This is a genomic window from Streptomyces sp. NPDC093252 (genome assembly GCF_040683675.1).
In the GTDB taxonomy this organism is placed as follows: domain Bacteria; phylum Actinomycetota; class Actinomycetes; order Streptomycetales; family Streptomycetaceae; genus Streptomyces.
In genome coordinates this window covers 122,657-137,602 of the sequence record NZ_JBFBEM010000009.1, presented here as the reverse complement: position 1 = coordinate 137,602, position 14,946 = coordinate 122,657, and the positions used below count along the sequence as shown (strand labels likewise).

Below are 14,946 nucleotides of genomic sequence, written 5' to 3'. Positions count from 1 at the left end.
TCAAGGGGCGGCGAATGACGGACTGGGCGTGATCGGCAATCGGTCGATCGGCAGGCGAACGACAAGTGAGTGCGGACCTACGGGGGTTGAGATGTACGGACTGGTACGCGCGCGGGTGCGCGCTTGGGCGGGGCGGGTACGGGCGCGGGTGCTGCGCCGGGCGCGGAGTGACGCCGGAATGGCGACGTCCGAGTATGCCCTCGGCGTGGTGGCGGCGGCCGGTTTCGCTGTCGTCCTCTACCGGGTGCTGACCAGCGGAACGGTCGCCGCAAAGCTTCAGTCGATGGTGGAGAGTGCCCTCGATGCGGGCATGTGAGCCGCTGGGGGCGGCGGACGAGCGGCGGAACGAGGGGCGGGCGGGGCGGCGGATCGACGAGGTACGGGTGCTGGAACGGGACCCGGCCGACCCGTCCGGCCTGGTGCGCACGGTCCCGGCGCTGCGCTGGGGAACCGGGGCCTTCGCGCGCGAGCGGGGCTGGGAGCGGCGGTCGGACGGCGGCTTCGTGACCGTGGAGGCGGCGGTGACGCTCCCGGTGCTGGTGATGTTCGCGATGGCGCTGGTCTGGGCGCTGTTCGTCGCGGCGGCGCAGATCCAGTGCGTGGACGCGGCCAGGACCGGCGCCCGCGCGGCGGCCCGCCAGGACCCCGACACGGCGGTCGTCGAACTGGCCCGAGCCGCCGCCCCGCGCGGAGCGGAGGTCACGCTCGGCCGGGAGGGGGACCGTGTCCGGGTGGTGGTCGTGGCCCGGCCACCGATGCTGGGAGGGTTCGCCTTCGAGCTGAGGGAGGAGGCCGTCGCGGTGGTGGAGGGGACGGTCGGGGACCGGGCACCCGGGACGGTGGAGGCCGTGCCGTGACGGGGAGGTTCCGGGCCTGGCGGGCGCCGCTCAGTGTGGACGGAGCGGCGGCGTCGGACAGGTCGGCCGGCACGCCCCGCGCGGCCTCGGGCCTGGGGTTGGAGAGGGTCGCCGAGGCGCTCAGAGCGGCGGGCGCGGCTCACGAGGGCGAGGGCGATGGCGACCGGTGCCAGCGCCGGGCCGACCGGGACCGGGGTTCCGCCACCGTCCTCAGCCTCGCCGTCGTCGCCGCGCTCTGTGTGGTCTTCGGCATGGTGCTCGCCCTGGGGCAGGCCGCCGTGGTCCGGCACAGGGCGGCGACCGGGGCCGATCTCGCGGCGCTGGCGGCGGCCGAGTACTGGGCCCAGGGCCCCGGCGCGGCCTGTGCTCGGGGCAGGGAGGCCGCTGCGGCGCACGGCGTGCGGCTGGTGCGGTGTGCTGTCGCCGGGGAGATCTCGGACGTGACGGCGGCTTCGGGGTGGGGCCCGTTCGAGGCGGAGGTACGGGCGAGGGCGGGACCGCCGACGGCGGCGGCACCCGGCCCTGGAGGGCTGCCGTGAGCGACCTGATGGAGGGTGGACGGATACCTGTACCGCCCCTATGAGCCGCCCCGGCAGGCGCACAGCCCTGGAACCTGGACCCTGGACCCGGACCCCGAAGCCACCCCGCCAGGCGTCCAGCCACGCGCTACCCCCGGAGGCCGAAGCGCCCGCGCCCCGCCCTCGCGGTCCAACGCTGTCCAAAGCGCCCGCGCCACGCCCCCCAGCGTCCAGGCGACCGCCGCCGCCCCGTCCAGACGGCCCCACCCCTGACCCCGCCATACGGCCCCCGCCTGAGGGCACCTCGGCCGATGCCTAGGAGCCCTCCTGCCCCTGCCCCTGCCCCTGCCCCGCACCCTCCGCATCCTGAGCCGCCCCCTCGGCCCCCACCCGCCCCGACTCCCCCACCCGTCCCGACGCCGCCTCCCTCTCCGCTCCCTCCGCCCCCTCCCCCTCCGGCACCCCCCGAAGCAGCTCCCCAAGGAGGCGTACGGCGCCCCGCTTGTGCAGGGGATCGTTGCCGTTGCCGCACTTGGGGGACTGGATGCAGGACGGGCAGCCGGCGTCGCACTCGCAGGACGCGATGGCCTCGCGGGTCGCCGTGAGCCACGCGCGGGCGGTGTGGAACGCGCGCTCGGCGAAGCCCGCGCCGCCCGGGTGGCCGTCGTAGACGAAGACGGTCGGGAGGAGCGTGTCGGGGTGCAGGGGGACCGAGACGCCGCCGATGTCCCAGCGGTCGCAGGTGGCGAAGAGCGGGAGCATGCCGATGGAGGCGTGTTCGGCGGCGTGCAGGGCGCCGCCAAGGATCTCGGGGGTGACGCGGGCGGCGTCGAGCTGGTCCTCGGTCACGGTCCACCACACCGCGCGGGTGCGCAGGGTGCGGGGCGGGAGGTCGAGCTTGGTCTCGCCCAGGACCTCGCCGGTGATCAGGCGGCGGCGCAGGAAGGAGACGACCTGATGGGTGACCTCGACCGAGCCGAAGCAGAGCCGGCCGGCGCCCCAGGGGATCTCGGTGTCGGTGTCCAGGACGGAGATGGCGGTGGTGTCGCGGGCGACCGTGGAGTACGGGGGGCTCGCCTGTTCGACCAGGGCGACGTTCTCGTCCAGGTCCAGGGAGCGGACCAGATAGGTGCGGCCCTGGTGGAGGTGGACCGCGCCCTCGTGGACGGTGGTGTGGGCGGCGCCCGCGTCGACCGTGCCGAGCAGCCGCCCCGTACCCGACTCCACGATCTGCACGGGGCTGCCGCCCTCGCCGCGGATGTCGGTGAGGTCGGCGGCGCGTTCCCGGCGGGTCCAGTGCCAGGCGGTGGCGCGGCGGCGCAACAGCTTCGCGGCCTCCAGTTGCGGCAGCAGCGCGGCGCTGCCGGGGCCGAAGAGGTCGAGGTCGGCCTCGGTCAGGGGAAGCTCCGCCGCCGCGGCGCACAGATGCGGGGCGAGGACGTACGGGTTGTCGGGGTCGAGGACGGTGGACTCGACAGGCTGGTCGAACAGGGCTTCGGGGTGATGCACGAGGAAGGTGTCCAGCGGGTCGTCGCGGGCGACCAGGACGGCGAGGGCGCCCTGTCCGGCGCGCCCCGCCCGGCCCGCCTGCTGCCAGAGGGAGGCGCGGGTGCCCGGGTAGCCGGCGATGACGACGGCGTCCAGGCCGGAGACGTCGATCCCCAGTTCGAGGGCGGTGGTGGCGGCGAGGCCGAGCAGTTCGCCGGAGTGCAGGGCCTGCTCCAGGGCGCGGCGCTCCTCGGGGAGGTATCCGCCCCGGTAGGCGGCGACACGCCGGGACAGGGACCGATCGATCTCGGCCAGGCGTTCCTGGGCGATGACCGAGATCAGCTCGGCGCCGCGCCGGGAGCGGACGAAGGCGACCGAGCGCACGCCCTGGACGGTGAGATCGGTGAGCAGGTCGGCGGTCTCGGCGACGGCGGTGCGGCGGACCGGGGCGCCCCGCTCGCCCTCCAGGTCGGTCAGCGGGGGCTCCCAGAGGGCGAAGACCAGCTCTCCGCGCGGGGAGGCGTCGTCGGCGACCTCGACCACCGGCAGCCCGGTCAGCCGCCGGGCGGCGACGGCGGGCTCGGCGGCGGTGGCGGAGGCCAGCAGGAACACCGGGGAGGAGCCGTAGCGGGCGCACAGCCGGCGCAGCCGCCGCAGCACCTGGGCGACGTGCGAGCCGAAGACGCCCCGGTAGGTGTGGCACTCGTCGATCACGACGTACTTGAGGGCCTTGAGGAAGGAGGACCAGCGGGCGTGGGAGGGCAGGATCCCGCGGTGCAGCATGTCCGGATTGGTGAGGACGTAGGTGCCGTACTGGCGGATCCACTCGCGTTCCTCGAACGGCGTGTCGCCGTCGTAGACGGCGGGGCGCACGGCGGTGCCCAGGGGGCGTGAGAGTTCTTTCACGGACCGGTGCTGATCGGCCGCCAGGGCCTTGGTGGGGGCCAGGTACAGGGCGGTGGCGCCGCGGCCGTTCGGGGCCTCGGAGCCGTCCAGGAGGGTGGAGAGCACGGGCACCAGATAGGCCAGGGACTTGCCGGAGGCGGTGCCGGTGGCGACGACCACCGACTCGCCGTCCAGCGCGTGCTCGGCGGCCCGTGCCTGGTGGGCCCAGGGGTGCTCGATGCCCGCGGCCTGCACGGCGGCGACCACCTCGGAACGGATCCGGTCCGGCCAGACGGCATGGCGGCCCGCGCGCGGGGGCAAGTGCTCCGTATGAGTGATGCGCGCGGCCCGGCTCGGGCCCGAGGCGAGCCGGTCCAGGACCTCGCCCGGGGCCGGGCGGCGCGCGGAGTCCGTCGGGAGTCGATCGGAACGGTGATTCTTGGCCATCGGCACCGAGTGTGTCATTGGAGTGACGGACAATGGGCTCAAGGCGTCGTGCACGCCTGCCGGTAAGTGATTGAATGCCATCGCGGCTGGCGAACCGTCCCGGGGGCTCCGCCGAGGTGCCCAAGGGCGACCGCTCGATAGCAAGGTGCTGGAGGATCCGTGGACCTGTCTCTGTCGACCGAGACCATCGGCGATCGCACGATCGTCAGGGTCGGTGGCGAAATCGACGTATATACCGCGCCCAAGCTGCGCGAGCAGTTGGTCGAGCTGGTGAACGACGGGAATTTCCACCTCGTCGTCGACATGGAGGGCGTGGACTTCCTCGACTCCACCGGTCTCGGCGTGCTGGTCGGCGGCCTGAAGCGCGTGCGCGCCCATGAGGGCTCCCTGCGCCTGGTGTGCAACCAGGAGCGCATTCTGAAGATCTTCCGGATCACCGGCCTCACCAAGGTGTTCCCCATTCACACCACGGTCGACGAAGCGGTAGCGGCCACCGACTGACCATCCGGTCCGGGTCGCCCCGCGCGGCCCGGACCGGCCCTGTTTCACTGGGGGACCGGGGCGTTCGACGGCCCGGCCCCCGCTCGCACGCCCGTAGCTCCGAGGGGGATGCATGGCCACCGTCGAACTCCGTTTCAGCGCGCTTCCCGGGCATGTCCGTACCGCCCGGCTGGTGGCGGCTGCGGTGGCGCGCAGGGCCGGGGTGGACGAGGCCGTCCTCGACGAGGTGCGGCTCGCCGTCGGAGAGGCGTGCAGCCGGGCCGTGGGCCTGCACCAGAGCGCCGGGATCACCGCGCCGGTGCGGGTGGCGCTGATCGAGGAGGAGAAGCAGTTCTCCATCGAGGTCGGCGATGAGGCCCCCCGTTCGGGGCCCGGTGGCGCCGCCTCGGGCGACGCGGCGGACGCCGAGGCCGAGGAGGACGAGATGGGCCTTGCGGTCATCAGCGGCCTCGTGGACGACGTCGAGGTCACCTCCGACGCGCACGGCGGGCTGATCCGGATGACCTGGCAGACGACTCCGCCGGAGGCGGCTGTTCCGGCGTAGACGCAGGTGCGGGTGGCAGTGCGGGTGCCGGTACCGGCGTAGGTGCCGGTGGCGGTTCCGGTGAAGGTCCTGGTGCCGGTTCCGGTGAAGGTGCCGGTTTCGGTGCAGGTTTCGGTGTGCAGATCCACGTGCAGCACCGGTGCAGGCCCGGTGTCGCGGCGCCCCTTCGGGTCGCGTACACGCGTTCGCCGCAGTTTTTCGAGGGTCCCGCGGAGCGGGGCCCTTGATTGTTTTCCGGACCCCAACAGGGCCCCACAATTCGTGAATGAATTCACGATCAAGCTTTAATTCCTTCGATGCATTACGACTTTCCAGATCATGGTTTCTGGGCGATCATTTGCTGAAGGTCATGCGAGGTGTGCGTGAAAGTGCGTGTGAAGGCGAATTCCGCTTACCGCGCACTGTTTTGATCAGAGTAAGATCCCTACAATCCGTCCACATCTTGAGCTCAGCCCAAGCGTCAAGGAGGACGAATGGCGGGGCTTTCTTCCCCTCATCAACTGGATCATCCCTGGGATCATCCATCAACCTTCGCCGCCGCAGTGCTGACGGACGACAACCGCGTCATGGTGATGGTCATCGCGGCCGTCGCGTTGGCCGCGCTCGTGGTCGCCGGTGTGCTGCTGCGCCAGGTGCTCGCCGCGGGCGAGGGCACCGACGGCATGAAGAAGATCGCGGCGGCCGTACAGGAAGGCGCGAACGCCTATCTGGCGCGGCAGTTGCGCACGCTCGGTGTATTCGCGGTGATCGTTTTCTTCCTGCTCCTGCTGCTGCCGGCCGACGACTGGAATCAGCGCATCGGGCGATCGGTGTTCTTCTTGATCGGCGCGCTGTTCTCGGCGGGCACCGGCTATATCGGCATGTGGCTGGCCGTACGGAGCAATGTGCGGGTCGCCGCGGCGGCCCGGGAGGCGACTCCGGCCGAGGGCGAGCCGGAAAAGGATCTCACCGAGGTCTCGCACAAGGCGATGAAGATCGCATTCCGTACGGGCGGTGTCGTCGGCATGTTCACGGTGGGGCTCGGGCTGTTCGGGGCCTCCCTCGTGGTGCTGGTGTACGCGGCCGACGCGCCGAAGGTGCTGGAGGGTTTCGGCCTCGGGGCCGCCCTGATCGCCATGTTCATGAGGGTCGGCGGCGGCATCTTCACCAAGGCCGCCGATGTGGGCGCCGACCTGGTCGGCAAGGTCGAGCAGGGCATCCCGGAGGACGATCCGCGCAACGCCGCGACCATCGCCGACAACGTGGGCGACAACGTCGGCGACTGCGCCGGAATGGCCGCCGACCTGTTCGAGTCGTACGCCGTGACGCTGGTGGCCGCGCTGATCCTGGGCAAGGTCGCCTTCGGGGACGCGGGGCTCGCCTTCCCGCTGCTGGTGCCCGCCATCGGAGTGATCACGGCCATGATCGGGATCTTCGCGGTCGCTCCCCGCCGCAGCGACCGCAGCGGCATGACCGCGATCAACCGGGGCTTCTTCATCTCCGCGGTGATCTCGCTCGCCCTGGTCGCCCTCGCCGTCTTCACCTATCTGCCGTCGTCGTACGCCGACCTGGACGGCGTCACCGACGCGGCGATCGCGGGCAAGGACGGCGATCCGCGGATCCTCGCCCTGGTCGCGGTGGGGATCGGCATCCTGCTGGCCGCCGTCATCCAGCAGTTGACCGGCTACTTCACCGAGACCAACCGGCGCCCGGTCAGGGACATCGGCAAGACCTCGCTGACCGGCCCCGCGACCGTCGTCCTGGCCGGTATCTCGGTCGGCCTGGAGTCGGCCGTCTACACCGCGCTGCTGATCGGGCTCGGCGTGTACGGGGCCTTTCTGCTCGGCGGCGCGTCGATCATGCTGGCGCTGTTCGCCGTCGCGCTGGCCGGCACCGGGCTGCTCACGACGGTCGGTGTGATCGTCGCCATGGACACCTTCGGTCCGGTCTCCGACAACGCCCAGGGCATCGCCGAGATGTCCGGCGACGTCGAGGGTGCGGGCGCGCAGGTGCTCACCAACCTGGACGCCGTCGGCAACACCACCAAGGCCATCACCAAGGGCATCGCCATCGCCACCGCCGTTCTCGCGGCGGCGGCGCTCTTCGGGTCGTACCGCGACGCGATCACGACAGGGGCGCAGGACGTCGGGGAGCGGCTCAGCGGCGAGGGCGCGCCGATGACCCTGATCATGGACATCTCGCAGCCCAACAACCTCGTCGGGCTGATCGCCGGCGCCGCGGTCGTCTTCCTCTTCTCGGGGCTGGCGATCAACGCGGTGTCCCGGTCGGCGGGGTCGGTGGTCTACGAGGTGCGGCGGCAGTTCCGCGAGCGGCCCGGGATCATGGACTACACCGAGAAACCCGAGTACGGAAGGGTGGTGGACATCTGTACGAGGGATGCCCTGCGGGAGCTGGCCACGCCGGGTCTGCTGGCGGTCCTGGCGCCGATCTTCATCGGGTTCACGCTGGGGGTCGGCGCGCTCGGCGCGTTCCTGGCGGGCGCGATCGGCGCGGGCACGCTGATGGCGGTGTTCCTCGCCAACTCCGGTGGTGCCTGGGACAACGCGAAGAAGCTGGTCGAGGACGGTCACCACGGCGGCAAGGGCAGTGAGGCGCACGCCGCGACGGTGATCGGCGACACGGTCGGCGACCCGTTCAAGGACACCGCCGGGCCCGCGATCAACCCCCTGCTGAAGGTGATGAACCTCGTGGCGCTGCTGATCGCCCCCGCGGTGATCAAGTTCTCCTACGGCGCCGACGAGAACCTCACGGTCCGCATCCTGGTCGCCGTACTGGCGTTCGTCGTGATCGCCGGGGCGGTGTACGTGTCCAAGCGGCGCGGGATCGCCGTGGACGATGACGACGGCGGGGACGCGGGGGACTCGGGGAAGTCGTCGACGCCGGTGGATCCGGCTGTGGTGCCGTAGAGGGCCGTAGGGGGAGCGGCTGGTGGCGGCTGGGCCGTTTGGGGCGCCGGGCTCCCGGGCGGGCTGAAGGGCTGCCGGGCTGCTGGGTCACTGAGTGGGATTGGGTGGCCGGGCTGCCCGGGTCGCTGAAGGGCCGGGGGTGGGCGGAGGGCGTGCGTTGTGTCGGTGCGCTGTCCGCCCGCCTCGTGCCGGTCACGCCGATCGCGCTCGGCTGCTGCCACGCGTTACCCCGGGTTGCGCTCTCCCAGGTGCCTGTGTCGCTTCCAGCCGCTGCTGGTGAGCCTTCTCTCGCGAGGCCGAACTCTGGTAAAAGTATGTTTAACAGACGTACCTCTCCATGGTGTCGTGCGCGTCCCGTGTATGTTCCGGGGCCGAGGGCCACGGAAGGGACCGATCCGGTGAACAAGAAGCTCGGCGCCGCGCTGTCCGGCGGCGCGGTACTGGTACTGGCGCTGACCGGGTGCAGCGGTGACGACAGCAACGAGAAGCTGAACGCCTGGGCCAAGCAGGTGTGCGACGCGTTGCAACCGCAGGCGAAGAAGATCGAGGGCGCCAACACCGCGATCCAGAAGGAGACCTCCGACAACAGCACACCGGCAGAGGTCCAGAAGACCGACGCCGCCGCCTTCCAGGACATGTCGGATGCCTACAAGGCGATCGGCGATGCCGTCAGCAAGGCCGGGCCCCCGGACGTCGAGAACGGCGAGAAGAAGCAGCAGGACGCCGTCAAGGAACTCAACGGCATCGCCACCTCCTACGCGTCCCTGAAGGCGAAGGTCGACGAACTCGACACCGAGGACCAGGCCAAGTTCGCCGACGGCCTCAAGGACATCGCCACCGAGCTGGACAAGCTCGGCCAGAGCGGCAGCGACGCCCTCAGGACGCTGGAGGAGGGCGAGGTCGGCCAGGCGATGGCGGCGCAGGAGAGCTGCAAGAGCGCTTCGGTGGAGGCGTCGCCTTCGGCGGAGTGAGCTGTGCGCCTCGGGGGCGGGTCATCGCAGAACACGGATCACAGGGACCGGGTTCCCCGCTGTGCCCCACCCGGGGGCGGGTCATCGACGTCCGTCGGGCCGGGGCACGGGTGAGGCGGAGCGAAGGCAAGGCGGGGCGAGGGTAAGGCGGGGCGGGGCAGAGCGCGGGTAGCGCGGGGCAAGGCCTGGGTGCGACCGGTGCGCGGCCAGGGGCCAAGTGGCGGGTCCGCGCGGGCCCGTGTGAGCGCCCTGGCGGGCCGAGCGGCCACAATGGGGGCGTGAGTGACACGAGCCTGCCGCCCCTGCCCTCCGCCGATCGTCCCGATGCCGCCGCCCGGCTGCGCGAGGCCCTCCTGGGGGCCGCCTTCACCGCCGACGGCCTGCTCGACCTGCTCGGCGCCCCCGCGTACGCGGCACTCGCGCGCAGCGAGACCGTGCCCGCGCTCCGGGCGACCCGCGGCGACACGCCGCTGGAGACCCTCGTACGGCTCTTCCTTCTCCAGCAACCGGTGCCCCGCGCGCGGGTGGCCGATGTGCTGCCGCTGGCCGACTGCCTGGACAGCGGCTGGCTGACGGTCGCCGGGGCGCCGGACGAGGTGGCCGCGACCGTCGACGTACGGCCGTACGGCGGGTCGGACGGCGAGGACTGGTTCATCGTGTCCGACCTCGGCTGCGCGGTCGGCGGGGCCGGCGGTATCGGGCGCCGCGCGGAGGGCGTCGTCCTGGGCGTCGGCGGCGCGTCGACCACACTGGCCGGGATCACCGTCCGTACGCCCGTCTCGACCGCGCTGGACCTCGGCACCGGCTCCGGCATCCAGGCACTGCACGCCGCGCAGCACGCCACGCGCGTGACGGCCACCGATCTCAACCCGCGGGCGCTGCACATCGCCGCCCTCACCCTCGCCCTGTCCGGCGCCCCGGCCGCGGACCTGCGCGAGGGCTCGCTGTACGAGCCGCTCGGGAGCGGGGAGAAGTTCGACCTCATCGTGTCCAACCCGCCGTTCGTGATCTCACCCGGCGCGCGCCTCACCTACCGCGACGGCGGGATGGGCGGGGACGATCTGTGCCGCTCGCTCGTTCAAGGGGCGGGGGAACGGCTGACGACGGGCGGGTTCGCGCAGTTCCTCGCCAACTGGCAGCACGTGGAGGGGGAGGACTGGCAGGACCGGCTGCGCTCCTGGGTGCCGCGCGGGTGCGACGCCTGGATCGTGCAGCGCGAGGTGCAGGACATCACGCAGTACGCCGAGCTGTGGCTGCGCGACGCCGGGGACCACCGGGGGGACGTGGCCGAGTACGAGGCGCGGTACGACGCCTGGCTGGACGAGTTCGAGGCGCGCAAGGTGAGGGCGGTCGGCTTCGGCTGGATCACGCTGCGGCGGACGGAGGCGGCCGTGCCCTCGGTGACCGTCGAGGAGTGGCCGCACCCGGTCGAACAGCCGCTCGGCGACACCGTGCGCGCGCACTTCGAGCGGCTCGACTATCTCCGCTCCCGCGATGACGCGGCCCTGCTGGAGGAGCGGTTCCGGCTGGTCACCGAGGTGGTCCAGGAGCAGGTCGGGCTGCCCGGCGCCGAGGACCCCGAGCATGTCGTCCTGCGGCAGAACCGGGGCATGCGCCGGGCCACGCGCGTGGACACCGTCGGCGCGGGCTTCGCGGGCGTCTGCGACGGCTCCCTGACCGCCGGCCGGATCCTCGACGCCATCGCCCAACTCGTCGGCGAGGACCCGGTCCTGCTGCGCGACCGGACGCCCGCGCAGATCCGGCTGCTGGTGGAGCAGGGGTTCCTGGAGCCGGCGAAGTAGCGGGGGAGCGGTCCGGGGTTCGGGACCGCCGCTCCCCGTCCCTCCCTCGCCGCCACCGCCCGCCCCGCGTTCACCTCAGGTTCGCCTGGCTGCCGTGCGCGCGTGCCAGTCTTCCCGGGCTTGGTACGCGCGGACGGCACGAGAGAAGGGCGCGGTGGCACATGGAGAGCGGGCCGGCGATCTTCACCGGAGTGGTCTTCGCCCTGTTCGGGGGCGGACTGCTGCTGTGGACAGCGGTGCGGGTACGGCGCCGGGAACCGGTCGCCGCAGGAGTGCGCCAGGGGACCTCCGCGGCGGTCACGACAGTCGCCTCCGTGGCCGCGCTGGTGATCGCCGTCTGGTGCTTCGCACGGCTGTGACGGCGTCCCGGGCCGACGAATCGCCCACCATGTGACGTACGCCTCCGGACGCACCTTCGGGACCGACCTGATCCCGGCCGCGCCGCACAGAATCTCGGCCATCCCGCACGGCCGAAAGCCGCCCATGGCCGCCCATGCGAGCGCGCCCCTCACACCGCGCACCCCGCTCCCGCGCACAGCGACCCACCCATGGAGCCCTGCCCCGCGCCGACGGCCCCCTGCGCCCAGCCCTGCACCGGCACCGGCCTCGCACTCCGCGCCACCACCCCTCCCCCCAGCGGCCTTCCGCCGACCTCCAACCGACCTCCCACCGGGCCTCCGCCCGCGCTGGTTCCGACCTGGGCTGGCACCAGGGTCGGAACCAGCACGGGACCACCCGCACCAGCCGGGACCGGCGTGGAAGCGCCCCTCCCCCGCCTCCCCGGCACCCCCCTTCCCGGCCCCCACCCGGACTCCCCCTGGCCCCCACCCGGACTCCCCGGGGCCCCGCCCCGGCCCTCCCCACCCCCCTCCCCCTGTCCATGATCACCAACAACCGATAAGCCCCCCTCCGCTTCCTTCCGAACGGCCCGGTCGGCACTCCGGGCGGCAGGAAAGGCGGTAGTCGGGTTACCGTTCGAGTGGCCGTTGCGGGCTTTTCCCGTTTGACACGGGGGCGGGATGTACCGTCACACTCCGCAGCGTCACCACCACCCGACCCCGGGAACAAGCCCCTGGGAAGGCCCTCAGCGTCGACCGGAGAGAAGAGCGAAGTTGTCCCCGACCAGCGAGACCGCGCAAGGCGGTCGCCGACTCGTCATCGTCGAGTCGCCCGCCAAGGCGAAGACGATCAAGGGCTACCTCGGCCCCGGATACGTCGTCGAGGCGAGCGTCGGGCACATCCGCGACCTCCCCAACGGCGCCGCGGAGGTGCCCGAGAAGTACACCGGCGAGGTCCGCCGCCTCGGTGTGGACGTCGAACACGACTTCGAGCCGATCTATGTGGTGAACGCGGACAAGCGGGCGCAGGTCAAGAAGCTCAAGGACCTGCTCAAGGAGTCCGACGAGCTGTACCTCGCCACCGATGAGGACCGCGAGGGCGAGGCCATCGCCTGGCACCTCCAGGAGGTGCTCAAGCCCAAGGTCCCGGTCAAGCGGATGGTCTTCCACGAGATCACCAAGGCCGCGATCCAGGCCGCCGTCGCCAACCCGCGCCAGCTCAACCAGAAGCTGGTCGACGCCCAGGAGACCCGCCGCATCCTCGACCGGCTCTACGGCTACGAGGTCTCCCCGGTGCTGTGGAAGAAGGTCATGCCGCGGCTGTCGGCGGGCCGGGTCCAGTCCGTCGCCACCCGGCTCGTCGTGGAGCGGGAACGCGAGCGGATCGCCTTTCGTTCGGCTGAGTACTGGGACCTGACCGGGACCTTCGCGACCGGCCGCGCGGGGGACCCGTCGGATCCGTCGTCGCTGGTCGCCCGCCTCCAGAGCGTCGACGGCAGGCGGGTCGCGCAGGGCCGCGACTTCGACTCCCTCGGACAACTCAAGAGCGCGAACATCCTGCACCTCGACGAGGCCAACGCGCGCGCCCTCGCCGCCGCCCTGGAGCAGACCCGCTTCGCGGTCCGCTCCGTCGAGTCCAAGCCGTACCGCCGCTCGCCGTACGCCCCCTTCCGTACGACGACGCTCCAGCAGGAGGCCAGCCGCAAGCTGGGCTTCGGCGCGAAGGCGACGATGCAGGTCGCCCAGAAGCTGTACGAGAACGGCTACATCACGTACATGCGTACGGACTCCACGACGCTGAGCGACACGGCCGTGTCCGCCGCCCGCGCGCAGGTCACCCAGCTCTACGGCGCCGACTACCTGCCGGACCGGCCGCGCACCTACGCCGGGAAGGTCAAGAACGCGCAGGAGGCGCACGAGGCGATCCGCCCCTCGGGTGATCGTTTCCGCACCCCCGCCGAGACCGGGCTGACCGGCGACCAGTTCAAGCTCTACGAGCTGATCTGGAAGCGGACCGTCGCCTCCCAGATGAAGGACGCCACGGGCAACAGCGTCACCGTCAAGATCGGCGGCACGGCGGCCGACGGACGCGATGTCGAGTTCAGCGCCTCCGGCAAGACGATCACCTTCCACGGCTTCCTGAAGGCGTACGTCGAGGGCGCCGACGACCCGAACGCGGAGCTGGACGACCGCGAGCGCCGGCTGCCGCAGGTCACCGAGGGCGACCCGCTGGCCGCCGAGCAGATCACGGTCGACGGCCACGCCACCAAGCCGCCCGCCCGCTACACCGAGGCCAGCCTGGTCAAGGAGCTGGAGGAGCGCGAGATCGGCCGCCCGTCGACGTACGCGTCGATCATCGGCACGATCCTGGACCGCGGCTATGTCTTCAAGAAGGGCACGGCACTCGTCCCGTCCTTCCTGTCGTTCGCGGTGGTCAACCTCCTGGAGAAGCACTTCGGCCGCCTCGTCGACTACGACTTCACCGCCAAGATGGAGGACGACCTCGACCGCATCGCGCGCGGTGAGGCGCAGTCCGTGCCGTGGCTGAAGCGGTTCTACTTCGGCGAGGGCACCGGCAACAGCAGCGCCGCCGACGCGGGCAACGGCGACGGCGACCACCTGGGCGGTCTCAAGGAGCTGGTGACCGACCTGGGCGCGATCGACGCACGCGAGGTCTCCTCGTTCCCGGTCGGCAACGACATCGTGCTGCGCGTCGGGCGCTACGGCCCGTACATCGAGCGCGGCGAGAAGGACACCGAGCAGCACCAGCGCGCCGACATCCCGGACGATCTGCCGCCGGACGAGCTGTCCGTCGAACTGGCCGAGGAACTCCTCGCCAAGCCGAGCGGCGACTTCGAGCTGGGCAACGACCCCACCACCGGGCACGCCATCGTCGCCAAGGACGGCCGCTACGGGCCGTACGTCACCGAGGTGCTGCCCGAGGGCACGCCCAAGACCGGCAAGAACGCGGTCAAGCCGCGCACGGCCTCGCTGTTCAGGTCGATGTCCCTGGACACGGTCACGCTGGACGACGCCCTGCGCCTGATGTCCCTCCCGCGGGTCGTCGGCGCGGATGCCGAGGGCCAGGAGATCACCGCGCAGAACGGGCGCTACGGGCCGTATCTGAAGAAGGGCACGGACTCGCGGTCGCTCCAGAGCGAGGACCAGCTCTTCACGATCACCCTGGACGAGGCGCTGGCGATCTACGCCCAGCCCAAGCAGCGGGGCCGCGCCGCGGCCAAGCCGCCGCTGAAGGAACTGGGCCAGGACCCGGTCAGCGCCAAGCCGGTGGTGGTCAAGGACGGCCGCTTCGGACCGTATGTCACCGATGGTGAGACCAACGCCACACTGCGCTCCGGCGACAGTGTGGAGACGATCACACCGGAGCGGGGCTTCGAACTGCTCGCCGAGAAGCGGGCCAAGGGCCCCGCCAAGAAGACGGCGAAGAAGGCGCCCGCCAAGAAGGCCCCGGCGAAGAAGGCTCCGGCCAAGAAGACCGCCGCGGCGAAGACGACGGCCGCCAAGAAGACGACGGCGAAGAAGACGGCGACGGCCAAGAAGACCACGACGAAGGCCGCAGCCGCGAAGAAGGCGGCGGCCGAGCAGGCGGACTGAGCGGACGACCGGACACAGACCGGGGCCCGTGAGGCACCCCGGTCGGTGGACGGGGGGCGGGTACGTCCGGCCGG

Annotated in this window: 10 protein-coding genes and 1 pseudogene; 10 read left to right on the top strand and 1 reads right to left on the bottom strand. The window is 71.9% G+C overall.

Going from position 1 to position 14,946, the window contains the following annotated elements; all coding sequences use genetic code 11:
- Nucleotides 1–91: 91 nt before the first annotated feature.
- From AB0O01_RS20300 to AB0O01_RS20290, 3 genes and pseudogenes are all read left to right on the top strand, one after another.
- The gene (locus AB0O01_RS20300; RefSeq protein WP_365315120.1) at nucleotides 92–316 is read left to right on the top strand and encodes a DUF4244 domain-containing protein; all 225 of its coding nucleotides are present in this window, start codon (nucleotides 92–94) and stop codon (nucleotides 314–316) included.
- 121 nt (nucleotides 317–437) lie between these two features.
- A complete protein-coding gene (locus tag AB0O01_RS20295) occupies nucleotides 438–857 on the top strand; it encodes a TadE family type IV pilus minor pilin (protein ID WP_365315475.1) in 420 nt (139 codons plus the stop codon).
- 188 nt (nucleotides 858–1,045) lie between these two features.
- Nucleotides 1,046–1,396, top strand: a pseudogene (locus tag AB0O01_RS20290) (Rv3654c family TadE-like protein); the annotation flags it as partial.
- 294 nt (nucleotides 1,397–1,690) lie between these two features.
- On the opposite strand, the gene AB0O01_RS20285 reads toward AB0O01_RS20290, so the two are convergent.
- On the bottom strand, nucleotides 1,691–4,276 hold the full coding sequence (locus AB0O01_RS20285) for a DEAD/DEAH box helicase (protein ID WP_365315118.1): 2,586 nt from the start codon (nucleotides 4,274–4,276) through the stop codon (nucleotides 1,691–1,693).
- Between the two features lie 78 nt (nucleotides 4,277–4,354).
- Here AB0O01_RS20285 and AB0O01_RS20280 point away from each other — a divergent pair, with 78 nt between their 5' ends.
- The 7 genes from AB0O01_RS20280 (at nucleotide 4,355) to topA (ending at nucleotide 14,872) form a co-directional block, all read left to right on the top strand.
- Complete coding sequence (locus tag AB0O01_RS20280) at nucleotides 4,355–4,696, top strand: anti-sigma factor antagonist (RefSeq protein ID WP_355736290.1); 342 nt, start codon at nucleotides 4,355–4,357, stop codon at nucleotides 4,694–4,696.
- 112 nt (nucleotides 4,697–4,808) lie between these two features.
- Nucleotides 4,809–5,240 (top strand): ATP-binding protein, encoded by a 432-nt coding sequence (locus AB0O01_RS20275; RefSeq protein WP_365315117.1) that lies wholly within the window; start codon nucleotides 4,809–4,811, stop codon nucleotides 5,238–5,240.
- 473 nt (nucleotides 5,241–5,713) lie between these two features.
- Nucleotides 5,714–8,146 carry a sodium-translocating pyrophosphatase gene (locus tag AB0O01_RS20270; protein WP_365315116.1) on the top strand — a complete coding sequence of 811 codons (2,433 nt, stop codon included), beginning with the start codon at nucleotides 5,714–5,716 and terminating at the stop codon, nucleotides 8,144–8,146.
- Between the two features lie 398 nt (nucleotides 8,147–8,544).
- Nucleotides 8,545–9,117, top strand: a complete 573-nt coding sequence (locus tag AB0O01_RS20265) for a small secreted protein (RefSeq protein WP_365315114.1) — start codon at nucleotides 8,545–8,547, stop codon at nucleotides 9,115–9,117.
- Between the two features lie 278 nt (nucleotides 9,118–9,395).
- Complete coding sequence (locus AB0O01_RS20260; RefSeq protein ID WP_365315113.1) at nucleotides 9,396–10,919, top strand: methyltransferase; 1,524 nt, start codon at nucleotides 9,396–9,398, stop codon at nucleotides 10,917–10,919.
- A 161-nt stretch (nucleotides 10,920–11,080) separates the two neighbouring features.
- Nucleotides 11,081–11,278 carry a hypothetical protein gene (locus AB0O01_RS20255; protein WP_365315111.1) on the top strand — a complete coding sequence of 66 codons (198 nt, stop codon included), beginning with the start codon at nucleotides 11,081–11,083 and terminating at the stop codon, nucleotides 11,276–11,278.
- Between the two features lie 753 nt (nucleotides 11,279–12,031).
- Nucleotides 12,032–14,872: a type I DNA topoisomerase gene (gene topA / locus AB0O01_RS20250; RefSeq protein WP_365315109.1), complete on the top strand. Its 2,841-nt coding sequence runs from the start codon at nucleotides 12,032–12,034 to the stop codon at nucleotides 14,870–14,872.
- The last annotated feature ends 74 nt before the right edge of the window (nucleotides 14,873–14,946 follow it).